Origin of the sequence: Nakamurella sp. PAMC28650 (genome assembly GCF_014303395.1) — a bacterium.
GTDB lineage: Bacteria > Actinomycetota > Actinomycetes > Mycobacteriales > Nakamurellaceae > Nakamurella.
The window spans coordinates 1,179,642-1,194,235 of sequence record NZ_CP060298.1; the positions used below are offsets into that span (position 1 = coordinate 1,179,642).

Annotated in this window: 14 protein-coding genes; 6 read left to right on the forward strand and 8 right to left on the reverse strand. The window is 68.7% G+C overall.

Annotated elements, in window-relative coordinates:
- Window positions 1-31: 31 nt before the first annotated feature.
- Together H7F38_RS05375 and H7F38_RS05380 are read right to left on the reverse strand one after the other, a co-directional pair.
- Window positions 32-724 (reverse strand): response regulator transcription factor, encoded by a 693-nt coding sequence (locus tag H7F38_RS05375; RefSeq protein ID WP_187093173.1) that lies wholly within the window; start codon window positions 722-724, stop codon window positions 32-34.
- The gene (locus H7F38_RS05380; RefSeq protein WP_187093174.1) at window positions 721-1,950 is read right to left on the reverse strand and encodes a sensor histidine kinase; all 1,230 of its coding nucleotides are present in this window, start codon (window positions 1,948-1,950) and stop codon (window positions 721-723) included. Before H7F38_RS05380 ends, H7F38_RS05375 begins: the two co-directional genes overlap by 4 nt.
- Before the next feature lie 228 nt (window positions 1,951-2,178).
- Here H7F38_RS05380 and H7F38_RS05385 point away from each other — a divergent pair, with 228 nt between their 5' ends.
- The 4 genes from H7F38_RS05385 (at window position 2,179) to H7F38_RS05400 (ending at window position 4,739) form a co-directional block, all read left to right on the forward strand.
- A complete protein-coding gene (locus tag H7F38_RS05385; RefSeq protein WP_187093175.1) occupies window positions 2,179-2,931 on the forward strand; it encodes a sugar phosphate isomerase/epimerase in 753 nt (250 codons plus the stop codon).
- On the forward strand, window positions 2,928-4,043 hold the full coding sequence (locus tag H7F38_RS05390; protein ID WP_187093176.1) for a Gfo/Idh/MocA family protein: 1,116 nt from the start codon (window positions 2,928-2,930) through the stop codon (window positions 4,041-4,043). Before H7F38_RS05385 ends, H7F38_RS05390 begins: the two co-directional genes overlap by 4 nt.
- A 127-nt stretch (window positions 4,044-4,170) precedes the next feature.
- A complete protein-coding gene (locus H7F38_RS05395; RefSeq protein WP_187093177.1) occupies window positions 4,171-4,353 on the forward strand; it encodes a hypothetical protein in 183 nt (60 codons plus the stop codon).
- Between the two features lie 122 nt (window positions 4,354-4,475).
- Window positions 4,476-4,739, forward strand: a complete 264-nt coding sequence (locus H7F38_RS05400) for a hypothetical protein (RefSeq protein WP_187093178.1) — start codon at window positions 4,476-4,478, stop codon at window positions 4,737-4,739.
- Here the strand turns inward: H7F38_RS05400 and H7F38_RS05405 are convergent.
- From H7F38_RS05405 to H7F38_RS05425, 5 genes are all read right to left on the reverse strand, one after another.
- Window positions 4,706-5,530: a MerR family transcriptional regulator gene (locus H7F38_RS05405; protein WP_187093179.1), complete on the reverse strand. Its 825-nt coding sequence runs from the start codon at window positions 5,528-5,530 to the stop codon at window positions 4,706-4,708. The two genes, H7F38_RS05400 and H7F38_RS05405, sit on opposite strands and share 34 nt — an antisense overlap.
- A 132-nt stretch (window positions 5,531-5,662) precedes the next feature.
- Window positions 5,663-7,171, reverse strand: a complete 1,509-nt coding sequence (locus tag H7F38_RS05410) for an alpha-N-arabinofuranosidase (protein ID WP_222618469.1) — start codon at window positions 7,169-7,171, stop codon at window positions 5,663-5,665.
- A 133-nt stretch (window positions 7,172-7,304) separates the two neighbouring features.
- Entirely contained in the window at window positions 7,305-8,198 is an 894-nt protein-coding gene (locus tag H7F38_RS05415) for a carbohydrate ABC transporter permease (protein ID WP_187093181.1), read from the reverse strand.
- A gap of 1 nt (window position 8,199) precedes the next feature.
- Window positions 8,200-9,258, reverse strand: a complete 1,059-nt coding sequence (locus tag H7F38_RS05420; protein ID WP_187093182.1) for a carbohydrate ABC transporter permease — start codon at window positions 9,256-9,258, stop codon at window positions 8,200-8,202.
- On the reverse strand, window positions 9,255-10,604 hold the full coding sequence (locus tag H7F38_RS05425; protein ID WP_187093183.1) for an extracellular solute-binding protein: 1,350 nt from the start codon (window positions 10,602-10,604) through the stop codon (window positions 9,255-9,257). Before H7F38_RS05425 ends, H7F38_RS05420 begins: the two co-directional genes overlap by 4 nt.
- A gap of 241 nt (window positions 10,605-10,845) precedes the next feature.
- On the opposite strand from H7F38_RS05425, the gene H7F38_RS05430 reads away from it, so the two are divergent.
- Together H7F38_RS05430 and H7F38_RS05435 are read left to right on the forward strand one after the other, a co-directional pair.
- Window positions 10,846-11,895 (forward strand): LacI family DNA-binding transcriptional regulator, encoded by a 1,050-nt coding sequence (locus H7F38_RS05430; protein WP_187093184.1) that lies wholly within the window; start codon window positions 10,846-10,848, stop codon window positions 11,893-11,895.
- A gap of 57 nt (window positions 11,896-11,952) precedes the next feature.
- Window positions 11,953-12,636: a YoaK family protein gene (locus H7F38_RS05435; protein WP_187093185.1), complete on the forward strand. Its 684-nt coding sequence runs from the start codon at window positions 11,953-11,955 to the stop codon at window positions 12,634-12,636.
- Window positions 12,637-12,742: 106 nt separating this feature from the next.
- Here H7F38_RS05435 and H7F38_RS25490 read toward each other — a convergent pair whose 3' ends face one another.
- Window positions 12,743-14,584 (reverse strand): RNA polymerase sigma factor, encoded by a 1,842-nt coding sequence (locus tag H7F38_RS25490; protein ID WP_222618470.1) that lies wholly within the window; start codon window positions 14,582-14,584, stop codon window positions 12,743-12,745.
- Window positions 14,585-14,594: the final 10 nt, after the last annotated feature.

Genomic DNA, 14,594 nt, shown 5'->3' on the forward strand with positions numbered 1-14,594 from the left:
GGGCGGGGGCGGGGGCGGGGGCGGGGACGGGTCAGACCAGGCCGTGGGTGAAGGCGTAGTGGACGGCCTGGGCCCGGTCGCGGACGGCAAGCTTGGCGAAGATGTTGTTGACGTGCGTCTTCACGGTGGCCTCGCTGACGAACAGGCCCACGGCGATCTCCTTGTTGGAGCGGCCGGCCGCGATCAGGGCGAGCACCTCGCCCTCGCGCGCCGACAGCCCGTCCGGCAGTGTTCTGGGCCGGACGTCGGACCCGGCACCGGCCGGATCGACGGATCCGCCACCGGGTGCCAGGCCACCGACAGCGGCCGCCACCAGCCGGGCCTGGACCGCCGGATCGAGAACGGCCTGACCGGCGGCCGCGGCTCTGGCTGCCCGGGCGATGTCCTCCCGGCCGGCCTGTTTCGTCAGGTAGCCGCGGGCCCCGGCCCCGAGCGCAGCGATGATCGACGCGTCGTCCTCGAAGGTGGTCAGCACGACGACGGCGATCTCCGGGAAGCGCGCGGTGATCTGACCGGTCGCGGCGATACCGTCCATCTTCGGCATCCGCAGATCCATCAGGACCACGTCCGGGCGGTGTTCGGCCGCCATGGCGACGGCCTCCAGTCCGTCGGCCGCGGTGGCCACGACGCTGAGGCCGGGCGTCATGTCCAGCATCATCGCGAGCGCCTCCCGGATGGAGGCCTGGTCGTCGACCACCACCAGGCGCAGATCGCCCTCGTTCATGACGTCCTCTTCCTGGAATCGAGCTGCCGGTACTGACGCCGGACGGACGCCGGCCCGGGCTCGGCCGGAACACCGACCAGCACCCGCCAGCCACCGGCCAGCGGTCCGTCGAGGATCGGCCCGGCGTCGACGCGGCCGCCGAGAAGGGCAGCCCGCTCGCGCATTCCGACGAGCCCCATCCCAGAGCCTGCCAGGCTCTGTGCACTCGGACGACCCGCAGGGGTGGGCCCGTTGTCCACCACCAGTTCCACCTCGTGGGGCCGGTAGTCCAGACGGACCTGCAGAGCACCGCCGGGCGCGTGCCGCCTGGCGTTCGTCAGTGCCTCCTGTGCCGCTCTGATCAGCGTCTGGGTCGCCTCGGTCGAGAGTTCGGTCGGGGCGCCCACCACCGTCACATCTCCGGCGCCCCAGAACTGGGCCTGCAGGGTCTGGGCCAGCGGGAGCACCTCGGCGCGCAGTGCGCCCACGGCCCGACGGGCTTCGACCATCCCCTCGCGGACCATGCTGTGCGCCCGGCCGATGGCCTCGCGGGCACGGTCCGGATCTCCGCCGTCCAGCAGCATCTCGCTGAGTTCCAGTTGCATGCTCACGCCGGAGAGTGAGTGGGCCAGCACGTCGTGGATGTCGCGGGAGATGCGGGCGCGCTCGGCCAGCGCCTGTTCCCTGGCCTCGGACTCGGCGGCGCGCTGGGCCGACCGCGCCGCTTCGAGCGTGCTGGCGACGGCCGCATCCCGGCTCCGGTTGGCCATGCCGAGGAACACCGGGAGGGCGACGGTGAGGCCGACCACCCATGGCGAGGCCGGTATTCCCCTGGCGTGGGCGATCGCCAGGAACCCCGCCGACAGGCCCGCGTCCAGCGTTGCGACCGCCGCAGCGGGCCCGACCCGCAGCCGATATCCGGCGTGGCCGGCGACGAAGTAGGCGAAGGCCGACGCCAGGCCCAACGAGCGGAGGGAGAGCAGGGCGGACGCGGTCAACGCCCAGCAACACAGGAGCGGCACGTCCCAGGCCGGCGGCACCAGGCCGTTCGGCAGGTGCCGACCGAGGACGAAGATGGAATTGACCAGCAGCAGGGCCAGGACCAGACCGTCGAGGCCATCGATGCCCAGCGGCCGCAACCAGATCCAGCTCAGCACGACGGCCAGGACCGACATCCCCACCTGCACCCGCTGGTCCCTGAACCTGATGGCGGTCTGCGGCAACTCGCGAGCTCCGGACGCCGTCATGATCCTCATCGTCGCATCACCTCGATCACCACACTGCCTGCGATGGTGGCCGGACGCATCGGGCCCGGGGTTGAATCGCCGCTCCACCCTGGGGTGGAGCGGCTGGAACCGCCTCCCTGGCTGCGCCGGACGATCGGGCCACGGTATCTTCACTGACAGCTCGGTAAGTAGATGACGACGATGCCGTCGATGCCGGTCAAGGGCGCGCGGCAGGGAGAGAGCACAAACATGGGAACGCTTCCGACGCTGTCGGTGCAGCTGTACTCGGTCCGTCGACCGTTGGCCGAGGACCTTCGTGGCACCCTGGCCACCCTGGCCGAGATCGGGCTGACCACGGTCGAGCCGTACGATCTGCTCACAGATCCGATCGGTCTTCGAGATGCTCTGGCGGACAACGGGTTGACGGCGCCGAGTGCGCACACCCGGATGGCCTCGGGCACCAATGATCTCGATCAGGTCTTCGACGCGGCCAAGACGGTCGGCGTCCAGATCGTCATCGACCCGATGACGGATCCGTCCAGATGGACCACCCGCGAGGACATCTCGCAGGTAGCCGCCGACCTCAACCGGGCCGGCGAGAAGGCCGCCGGCTACGGCCTGACCGTCGGTTACCACAACCACGCGTTCGAGTGGGAGAACAAGATCGACGGGACCCCCGCGCTGGAGGTCTTCGCCGCGTTGCTGGATCCCACCGTCGTGCTCGAACTCGACACCTACTGGGCCGCCGTCGGCGGACAGGACGTGCCCGCCGCGCTGCGCCGGCTCGGTGACCGGGTGCAGCTCCTGCACCTCAAGGACGGTCCGATCAACAAGACGAACCTCGACCAGCTGCCCCTGGGCGACGGCGCGATGCCGGTGGCCGAGATCGTCGCCGCTGCCGAGGGTCTCAAGATTCCGGTGCTCGAGTTCGACGACTATGCCGGCGACATCTTCGACGGTGTGCGACGCGGGTTCGAGTTCGCCAGGGGTCTGGGGACGTGAGCGGCAGCGGACCTCTCGTGGTCGGCGTGGTCGGCGCCGGCAAGATCAGCGAGCAGTATCTTGCGAACATGGCGCAGTATCCGGACCTGGACGTCCGGTTCGTCGCCGACCTCTTCCCCGACCTGGCTCGCTCGCGGGCCGACGAATTCGGGGTGGCCGGGTCCGGCACCGTCGAGGCGTTGATGGCCCGCGACGACGTCGAACTGGTCGTCAACCTGACGATCCCCCTCGCGCATGCCGAGGTCGCGTCGGCTGCGCTGGCCAGCGGAAAGCACGTCTGGAACGAGAAGCCGATTGCCGCGGCCCGCGTCGATGCCGCCGGATTGGTGGCGCAGGCGGCGGCCGCCGGTCTGCTGATCGGAACGGCACCGGACACGTTCCTGGGCCCGGGCCTGCAACGGACCCGTCAGATGATCGAAAGGGGTGACATCGGAACACCTCTGACCGCTTCGATGGTGTTCCAGACCGCCGGTCCGCACAGTTGGCACCCGAACCCGGAATTCCTCTACCAGGCCGGGGGTGGGCCGCTGCTGGACATGGCCCCGTACTACCTCACGGCCATGACGCAGATCTTCGGACCCATCAGCCGGGTGGCGGCGCTCGGTTCGTCGGCCGGTCCGACGCGGGTCATCGGATCCGGACCGCGCGAGGGCGAGTCGTTCGACGTCACGGTCCCGACCCACGTCAGCGCGCTCTACGAATTCGCCGGCGGCCTCAAGGCGCAGGCGGTGTTCAGTTTCGACTCCGCGCTCAAGCGCGTCGGGATCCTCGAGATCAGTGGCACCGACGCCACCATCGCCCCGCCGGACCCCAACCGCTTCACCGGTGACATCCGGCTGATCACCGCCGACTCGCCGGAAGAGCAACTGATCCCGGCCGGTGATCGACCCGCCGGCCGCGGCATCGGAGCGGTCGACATGGCGCGAGCCATCCGCGGTGGTGCCGCCTACGGGGGGCATCGGGCGACCGGAGCATTGGCACTGCACGTCCTGGAGGCGATGTTCGCGACCGCCGAGTCGATCGATTCCGGTGAATTCGTCAGGGTCGAGTCGCGCTTCGAGCCGATCCCGGCACTGCCGGACGACTGGGATCCGACGCAGCGGACGGTGTAGCGGACGGTCCGGCCGAACTGAGTCGTTTGGTCGGGCCCGGCTGTCCTGCCGGCGGGTAATTTGGACATCAGATCGGCGGTGCGTCGAAGAAACGGCGCGATGGCCGGTTCCACCTGTCAGGACTGCCATGCAGATAGACGGATCGTTCGACGTCACCGTCGAGAAGACCGCTTGGGGCGACATCACTCTCACCCTGAGCCACCACGACCTCCGGATCGATCTCGATCCCGAGGAGGCGGCCCGCGTCTGCCGTGACGTGTGGACCGCGCTCGGCCACGATCACCCGGCCCGCGACGGAGCGGCCGCCTGAGGCGTTAGCGCCCGGGACGAGGTCGGCCGGCGCACCACATCGGCCTAGCGGCCTGCGCTGACGTGGCTGCGACCTTCTCGCAGGTGGGCGGCACTGTCGGTGGTCGGTGCAAGGGTGGGTCAGTGGGCGAGAACGGTGTGGACGAGAACGGGCGGGATCCGGTCAGGTTGGATCAGGTCATCGTGGCCGCCCAGTTGCACGTGACGGATGTGGTGCGGCGCGAGGGTGCGTTGCGGGTGGTGACCTCGCTTCGGATGCAGGGTGCTCCGCCGGAGGTCTGCGTGGAATTCGCCGGTCTGGTCGGCCGGCACCACTACCCGGCGAACGCCAGGGTCAGCGTCCGCCGGCCGCGTCAGTCCAGCGGGGAGTGGAAGAACCAGAGCTGACCCTCCGGATCGCGGGCCCCGTACTCGCGCACGCCGTAGTTCTGGTCGACGGGCTCTTCGATGACGACGGCCCCGGCGGCCACGCTCCGGGCGTGGTGGGCATCCACGTCGTCCACCACCAGCATCGTCATACTCGTTGCGGCGCCGACAGTCCGAGGAGATTTGAAGTCCTCGCCGGCCGGGTGGAGCCAGATCACCTGTTCGCCGGCGCGGACCTCGGCGCGGACCGCCCTGCCCTCGCCATTGCGCTCGACCTCCCCGGACGTCAGGCCGAACACCCTGACCAGGTACTCGTGCGCGGCGGCCACGTCGTTGTAGACGAGCAGAGCGATGGTGCTGTGGACGGTGGAATCGAGCATGGTCATCTCCTCGAGAGCCCCGAACATCTGGTCGGGGGATGGGTGATCGTGGCGCGCCAGCTCGGCGGCCATGTCGGACAGCCGGTTGCTGAGGCTGGTCGCGATGTCCGCGCGGCGCTTCGTGTCGCTCAGGTGCCGCTGGACGGCAGGGCGCAGTTCCCAGTTCGGGTCGTCGAGCACGTGCCCGATCTGCTCCAGCGGAAATCCGAGACGGCGCAACAGGCTGATCCGGTACAGCCTCGCGATGTCTTCGGCGGTGTAGAGCCGGTGCCCGGCGGAGCTCCGGGTCGAGGGGACGAGCAGCCCGATGTGGTCGTAGTGGTGCAGGGCACGGACCGTCAGTCCGGTCGACTGCGCCAGTGCGCCGCCCTTCCACGTCCGGCTGCGGTCGTCCGCGTCGGCGTTCTCGTTCGCGCGCTCGTTGGTGGGCATGAGGACGACGGTAGGACCTGACGTCGGGTCAGGAGCAAGGGCTCCACCGATATTCGGTGGTGGTTCCTCCTCACCCCGACGGCGGCCGCCCCCGCGAGGGGAACGACCGCCGCTCCAGATCCGGTCGGACGATCAGGCGCGCTCCAGGGTCACCGTCACCCAGCTCAGCGGCGGGAGCTCCAGATGCAGCTCGCCGCCGACCAACTCGACCTTGTCCAACGGAACGGGTGCCACCCGATCCTGCTGCTGCGCCGTGTTGCTGGCCAGCGGGTCGTCGTCGGCGAGCACCAGGGCGGTGCCGACGGCCAGGCTGCCGAAGGCGCTCACGTCGCCGACCAGCGCGACCGGTTCGGACTGCGAACGGTTGATCGCGAACAGCACCAACGATCCGCTCTCCTGGTCATGGGTGAGAACGCTGTCCACCACCGGAGCCTCGCCGTACCGGGCGGTCGGGAGCGTCGGCGCGGCCTGGGTGACGCGCAGGACCCGTCCCCTGGCGCGGGCGGCGGTCTCGGCGAACGGGTGGAAGATCGTCTGGCGCCACGCCGGGCCGTCGGGTTCGGAGCGGATCGGGGCGATGACGTTGACCAGCTGGGCCAGGCTGGCCGAGGTGACCCGGTCGGCATGCCGCAGCAGCGAGATCAGCAGGCTGCCGACCACGACGGCGTCGGTCACGGTGTACTCGTCCTCGATCAGCCGCGGCGCCTCGCCCCACTCCGGGCCGGTGCCCTTCGCCTGGAATTGCCTTGCGTACCAGACGTTCCACTCGTCGAACGACAGTCCGAGCCTTTTCGGCGAATGCCGCCGCGCCCCGACCGCATCGGCGGTGGAGATCACGGCCTCGATGAAGCGGTCCATCCCGACGGCACTGGCCAGGAACGAGTCGACATCCCCGTCGATGGGCTCGTAATAGGCGTGCAGGGAGACGAAATCAATGGCGTCCCATGCCTCCTCGAGTACCTCCGACTCCCAGGACCCGAACGTCGGCATGTCCATGTTCGAGCTGCCGCAGGCCACCAGTTCGAGCGTCGGGTCGTACTGCCGCATGGCCTTCGCGGTCTCGGCGGCGAGGCGCCCGTACTCGGCGGCCGTCTTGTGCCCGGTCTGCCACGGTCCGTCCATCTCGTTGCCCAGGCACCACATCCGGACGTTGTGCGGCGTCGGCACGCCGTCGGCGATGCGGCGGTCCGACAGGGCCGACCCGCCGGGGTGATTGGTGTACTCGAGCAGATCCAGGGCCTCCCGGACCCCCCTGGTGCCCAGGTTCACCGCCATCATCGGCTCGACGCCGGCGCGCGCCGCCCAGCGCATGAATTCGTTCAGTCCGAACTGGTTGGTCTCGGTGGTGTGCCAGGCCAGATCCAGCCGCCGCGGGCGCTGGTCGGCCGGGCCGACCCCGTCCTCCCACTGGTAGCCGGAGACGAAATTGCCGCCGGGGTAACGGACGACGGTCACGCCCAGCTCTCGCACGAGGTCCAGCACGTCCTGACGGAACCCGTCGGCGTCGGCCGTCGGGTGGCCGGGTTCGTAGATGCCGGTGTACACGCAGCGGCCCATGTGTTCGACGAACGAGCCGAACAGCCTGGGCGGAACGGGGCCAACGGAGAAGGCGGGATGGGCGGTGAAACTTGCGTCGAACAACAGCTTTCCCTTCGGTTTGAATTTTCGACGGACCAGGTACCAGGTGCGCCGTGTGCAAGGCGGAGGACGAAGGCGACACCGGGGTTGCATCGGCAAGGACGACAACGCCGCAGACGACCCACCTGGGGACAGATCACTTGATGCCGGTGGAGGCGATGCCCTGCACGATCTGACGTTGGAACAGCAGGAACACCGCGAGCAGCGGGAGCAGTCCCAGGACCGCCGAGGCCATCACCTCGGCGTACTGGATGCCGTAGTTGCCGGCCACCGTGGCCAGGCCGACCGGGATCGTCATCTGCTTCGTGTTGCTCAGTACCAGCAGTGGCCAGAGCAGGTTGTTCCAGGTGGACACGAAGGTGAAGATCGCCACCGCGGAGATGGCCGGACGGCACAGTGGCATGCAGATCTTGAGATAGACCTTCCACCAACCGGCCTCGTCGATCCTGGCCGCCTCGATCAGCGGATCGGGGATGTTGCCGATGAACGCCTGGAAGACGAACACACCGACCGGCGCGGCGACCGCGGGCAGGATGATGGCCCAGTAGGTGTTCAGCAGCCCGGTGGCCCTGAACTCCTCGAACTGCGGCAGGATGAGCACCTGCCCGGGGATCATCAGACCGGCGAGCACGATGGCTGCGACGCCGCCTCGCCCACGGAACCTTGTGCGAGACAACGCAAATCCTAGCATCGAGCAGACGATGACGGTCATCACGACGGTGAGCGTCGAGATCACGAAGCTGTTGAGGTACCACCAGCCGATGTCGGTGGAACCGATCACGTTGCGGTAGGCGGCCAGGGTCCAGTGGGCCGACCACCACGACGTCGGGCTGGTGGTGATCTCGCTGTCGGGTCGCACCGAGGTGACGAACGCCCAGACCAGCGGCACCAGCCACAGCAGCGCGAAAATGGTCAGGACGACCGTGCACAGAATGCCGAAGGTGCGCGAATTGGACCGGGGATCCATGCGCCGGGTCACCGGGCGCGAGGTGGCCCGGCCGTCGGTCGTCGGGGTGAGAGTGGTGGCCATGTCAGATCTCCCGTGCAGTGTCGGGGGCGGGGGACCGGACCGCCGTCGAAGGCTCGCCCGCCTGCGCGGTGGCGTTCGGGTCGGCCTGGTTCGGGTCGGCCTGGTTCGGGTCGGTGTCGGCAGGGTCGGCCCGGTGCCGGTTCATCAGGAACCATCCGAGCGAGACGATCAGCAGGACCACGAAGTAGACCATGGTCGCGGCCGCGGCGTACCCGGCGCGGAAGTCGGTGAACCCGACGTCGTAGATGTACTCGATCACCGGCCGGGTGCTGTAGTTCGGGCCGCCCTGCAGCAGGAGGTAGATCTGGTCGAACACCCGGAGGGAGGAGAGCAGCTGCAGGATGACGACCAGTGCGGTGGTCCGCCGGAGCAGCGGGAAGGTGATCGACTTGATCTGCTGCCATCCACTGGCTCCGTCGGTGGCGGCGGCCTCGTAGAGGTCGGCGGGGATGTCCTGCAGGCCCGCCAGGTAGAGCACGAAGTTGAATCCGACCGTCCACCAGACGGTCAGCAGGATGACCGACGTCATCGCCCACGCCTGCGTGCCGGACCAGTTCGGTGCCGTGAACCCCAGCAGGGTGAAGGCCTTGTTGATCAGGCCGATCTGCGGCGCGTACAGCCAGGTGAAGATCAGCACCACCGACGCCGAAGGCACGACGTAGGGCGCGAAGAAGACCAGGCGGTAGAACCACTTTCCCCGGCGTACCCGCTCGGCGAGGATGGCGAACGCCAGAGCCAGCACGACCAGGATCGGGGTCGAGACGATGGTGAACAGGATGGTGTGCCACATCGAGGACCAGAACTCGTTGCTGCTCAGGGCTTCGCGATAGTTGTCGATCCCGACGAAGTCGCCGAGGCCGCCCTTCACCGTCGTGGTGTTGAAGAAGCTCATGGCCAGGCCGTACAGCGTGGGGCCGATCAGGAACACGGCGTACAGGATCAGGAACGGCAGCGAGAAGAACCACCCGGCGCGGGTTTCCGTCCGCCTACCGGTCTGCCGGTCCTCGGTGGTGACGGGATCCGGGGCCGTCCTGGTCGGACGCGGGGCGACGGTGGTCATGACGCGCTCACCTCTTTGACGGGCGGGGTGGTCCTGGCGTAGGTGGTCAGGCCGGCGCGCATCGAGCTGATGGCGCTCGCGGTGCTCGCCGAGCCGGTCTGCACGGTCGCGACGGCGGAACCCATCAGTGTCTCGAAGTCCGACCCCGACCCGCTGTACCAGGCGTCCGGGTCGTATCTGGCCGAGTAGGCCGCCTGGATGTAGTTCGACTGCGGGGACATCGCCTGGAACTCGCTGCTCTTTTGCACCGGCAGCCACGCGGGGATGTGGCCGCCCTTGGCCCAGACCAGACTGTTGTCCAGCATGGCCCGGATGTAGGCCACCGCCCGTGCCGTTCGCTCGGGCGACCGGTGGCGGTCCGCCGGAATCACCAGCGCGTGCGAATCGGCGTGGGCGACCGACTTCTCGCTCAACAGCGCCGGGATCGGTACCACGCTGAAGTTCGTCTTGGAACCCACGTACGTCGGGATCTGCCATTCGCCGTCGAGCAGGAATCCGCATTTTCCGGTGGAGAAGAGCGACGTCACCCCCTGGGTGTCGATGCTGTTCGGCATCAGGCCGAGCGGCCCGGTCAGCTGGTGCATGAAATCGAGTACCTTGGCGGCCTTCTCGTCATCGAGCACGACGGTTCGGCCTTGATCGGTGACCACCTCTCCGTCGAGCTGGCCGTACAGGGTGTTGAACCACCGCCAGTTCGTCGAGGGATCGTTGTTGATGTTGATGACGCCGCCGTACTGGCCGGTGACTTTCTTCATCGCCTGCAGTGCCGAGATGAACTCGTCCTTGCCGCTGATCGGCTTCAGCTTGTCGCCGTCGGCCAGCAGACCGGCCTTCTTCGCCACGTCGACGTTGTAGTAGAGGACGAAGGGATGGGTGTCCAGCGGGATCGCGAAGGACTTGCCGTCCACCTGCGATTTCTGCCAGGCGGCGGGGGTGAACGACGAGGAGACCAGACCGGCCTGTGCCGTGCCGACCGTGGACAGATCGGTGAGCAGGCCGGCTCTGGCCAGGAGCGCCAATCGGGTGAGGTGGGTCACGGCCACGTCGGGCGGTTGTCCGCCCGCGCCGGCCAGGGCCAACTTGGTGTAGTAGGGGTTTCCCCAGGCCAACGTGGTCGATTCCAGTGGGATGCTCGGATTGGCCTGTTGATAGGCCTTCTCCATCAACACCATGTTCGCGCCGTCGCCGCCGGAGAACAGGTTCCAGTAGGTCAGACCGTTGGGATTGGGTGCCTTTCCGGTCAAACCGGACGTGATGGGATTGGCGCAGGCCGAGGCGGCCGCCCCGGCAACAGCGAGAGTGCCTGCGGCGCGCAGGAAACGACGCCTCGACAGGGGGACAGCCATCGGTGGAGACCTCCAGGCTTCCGCGCCTCGTCGGTGAGGCGCAGTTCGATGGGATGAGTGTGACGTGATCGTTGCAACGATGCAAGCCTTTGGAGCCATTTGAAGAATTGCGGCCCGCGCGGAACGGTGCGGATATCGGTCCGCTCCGTCACGAATGTCCTGCCTGTCCGTTGCGTTTGTCTGCCGGTCCGTCGTGAATACTGAGGCCCCTGGTGTCCGACGGGCGAGAAAGCTGGAGGCGATGGCAGTCACCCTGCGCGACGTGGCTCTTCGGGCCGGTGTGTCGGTCCGGACCGTGTCGAACGTCGTCAACGGGTTCCGTCATGTCTCTCCCCAGATGCGCGAACTGGTGCAGGCGGCCATCGACGAACTCGGCTACCAGCCGAACGTCCTGGCGCGGAGCCTGCGCCGCGGCCACACCGGTGTGATCGCCTTGCTGGTGCCCGAACTGGGGGTTCCCTACTTCGGTGAACTGGCCCACCAGGTGATCGAGGCGGCCCGCGTCAGGGGGCTGACGGTGATGGTCGACGAGACCGCCGGCAATGCTGCGCGGGAACGCGAGATCCTCGACCTGGCAACCAGTTCCGGCCTCGTCGACGGCGTGATCCTCAGTGCGCTGGGATTGAGCGGCGACGAGGTCGCCCTGCTGCACCCGCGGGTGCCGATGGTGCTGCTCGGCGAACACACGGCTCCGCGGAGGTTCGACCACGCCGGGACCGACAACGTGCTGGCCGCCAAGGACGCGGTCGCGCACCTGGTGGCGGCCGGAGCCCGTCGGGTTGCCGTCATCGGGGCGGAGCCGGGGGCCGGCCGGGAGACCTCCCGGCTTCGGCTGCGGGGCTACCGGGCCGCGGTGAAGGCGGCCGGGCAGCGGCCGGATCCCGGCCTGGTCCAAGCGGTCGGGACCTTCCATCGACAGGATGGCGCCGAGGCCATGCATCGCCTGCTGGGCCTCGCGAATCCACCTGATGCGACGTTCTGCTTCAACGACAGCCTCGCGCTGGGGGCGTTGCGGGTGTTGTACGACCGCGGCATCCGATCGCCGCAGGACATGCGGATCGTGGGGTTCGACGACGTGGAGGAGGGTCGGTTCAGCATGCCGACGTTGAGCACCATCGCACCGGACAAACCCGCGATCGCCCGTGCCGCCGTCGATCTGCTGTGCGACCGGATCGGCGGATCCACGCTCGCCCCGCGAGATGTGGTCGTGCCGCACCATCTCGTCCTGCGGGAGAGCAGCCAGGTGGGTGCTGGGGTGGGTCCGGATGCGGTTCCGGGCTCGACCGGCTGAGCGGGCTGCGGTCGGTCCGCCCGGCTGCCCTCCCGGAGGTGGGTAGCGTCTACGTCCATGCCAGCGATCAGAACCCGCCCGGAGAGCCTGATCGTCGCAGTTCTGCTGTCCGTCATCGGGGGCTTCCTCGACGCCTACACGTTCGTCGGGCACGGCGGGGTGTTCGCGAACGCCCAGACCGGGAACGTGGTGCTGTTCGGCGTGGAGGCGGCGGCCCGCCATTGGCGCGCCGCCCTTCTGCACGTTCCCCCGATCCTCGCCTTCCTGGTCGGTGTCGCCCTCGCCGAGTCGCTTGCCCGTCCGGCGGCACGACGAGTGCTCAGACGGCCCACGCGTGTCGTGCTGGGCGCCGAGATCCTGGTGCTGGCCGCAGTTGCCCTCCTGCCGGCGTCGGTGCCGGACCAGGTCGCCACGACATCGGTGGCTTTCGTTGCAGCACTGCAGGTATCGACCTTCCGCCTACTGCACGACGTCGCCTACAACACGACGATGACGACCGGTAACCTGCGCACTCTGGTGTCCTCGGCCTACCGGTGGCGGACCGATCGTGACGCGAAGGCGGGTCGTCAGGCCGGCCGACTCGGGGCGGTGGTGGCAGCGTTCGCACTCGGAGCCGCCGTCGGCGCAGCGTTGACCGAACATCTCGGGTCACCGGCGGTCCTGCTGGCAGCGGGCGGGCTGGTGCTCGTGCTCGTGCTGATCGTCGTCGAGACGGCCACGCTCGCTCGCAGGGTGGTCTGACCGCTCTCGATCGGACCGCTCTCGATCGGACCGCTCTCGATCGGACATCTCTCGATCGGACGTCCGGAACGGAGGCGAGCACGAACCGATTGGTCGTGGGTGTCGGCTACGGGGCGGGGGCGGGAGGAACCCAGTTGATCGTCTGCTGGGCCGTCGGCTGGCCACTGGTCAGCGCGTAGAGGGTGTAGATCTGGGTCCCCTGCGCGGGATCACAACCGTTGGGCGGCAATTCCAACTGGCCTGACGACGGGTAGCCGGTGCCGTAGGAACCGACGATGCCGGGGTTGTCGATCGACAGGGCGACGTCGTGGGTATTGGTGGTCGTCCACGTCAGCAGGGGGACCGTCGCGCCGGTCGACCTGGAGTACTGGCAGAGCACCGACATCCCGGTGATCTGCGGTGCGGTATTCGGTGCGGTGGTCGTGGTCGGGGTGGTACTCGTCGTCCGGCGGGAGGTCGTCGGGGTGCTGGTGGCGCTGGACGTCCGGGTGTTGGCCGAGGTCCGCGCCGTCGAGATGGTCGACCTGGTCAGCGATGTCGCACTCGACGCGGTGCTGGTGGCGCTGGACGTCCGGGTGTTGGCCGAGGTCCGCGCCGTCGAGATGGTCGACCTGGTCAGCGATGTCGCACTCGACGCGGTGCTGGTGGACGCGGTGCTGGTGGACGCGGTGCTGGTGGACGTGGTGCTGGTGGACGTGGTGCTGGTGGTCCCGGTGGGGATGGACGCGGTGCTGGTGGTGGCCGGCCTTGATTTCTCGGTCGGCGCGACGACGGTGGGTCCGATCACCAGCGGCACGGCGGCACCGGTGGTCGGTGACCCGGGCGCCGTCGACGACGAGATGGCCTGCGGTGAAACGGAGATCGCCGGCAGCGGGCCCCGGATCGCCTGCGGTCTCACCGACGGTCGACCGATCGCGACGAAGGCGCCGATCAGAAGCAGGACGGCGACTGCGGCGGCCACCGCGACGGCCGCGCCGCGCCGTCCGGAACGGCGGCGCTCTGATCCCGAACCGCTGGAGCCCGGACCGGAGGGATGTGAACCCGAGCCGCCGGACACCCTGGTGCCACCGACGTTCGAGCTCTTCGGCGGCCAGCCGTCGTTCCACGGGTCCGATGGCGGCACGACGATCGACCCGGAGCGGGCCTCGTAGGCGGTATCCAGGATGTGCGAGCGGAGACCGATCGGGATCGGCATCGCGAAGGCGGTCCCCGCGCCGAGCAGGGCAGCGGGTGAGGCCACCCGCTTCTCCTGCTCCTGGCAGAGCGAGCAGTCCTCGATGTGGCGCGCCACGCGCTTGCGCAGCAGGGGCGTCATCGAACCGTTCCAGTTGCCCAGCAACGCATTGAGCTCGGTGCAGTGGTCGCGACCGGTGCGGGCCACCAGGAGTGCGCCGATCGATCGACGGGCGGTGGCGCGGGCCCTGGTCAGGAGCTTGTAGGCCGAGCCCGGCGACATCGACAGGGCCGCAGCGACTTCGTCGGTGGCCAGGCCCTGACGATCAGCCAGATCCAGGACCAGGCGGTCCCGATCGGCGAGCCCGGCGATCGCATCGGCCAGCAGTGCGGCCAGTTCGTTGTCCAGCGCAGCTCCGGCGGGGCTGTCCCCGGCAGGTGCGGCCCGGTCCGGGCGGCGCTCTTCGGGCACGGCGTCCACGAGCACCTCCCTGGTTCGGCGGTCCAGTCGCCGCAGACATTCGTGCCGGGCGATGGCGAAGAGCCACGACCGCAGACGGTCCGGCTCGCGAAGACCCGAGATGCGGGTCGCGGTCAGGATGAAGATGTCCTGCAGGCAGTCCTCCGCGTCGGCGCGGTGGTGCAACATGCTCTGGCAGAAGGCCAACAGGCGCGGGGCGTAACGATCGAAGATGGCGGCGAGAGCCTTCCGGTCTCCCGCCGCCACTGCCACCGCAAGATCGGCGTCAGCCGCCTGCGATTCGTCCGAGTCCACGATCGTCAGT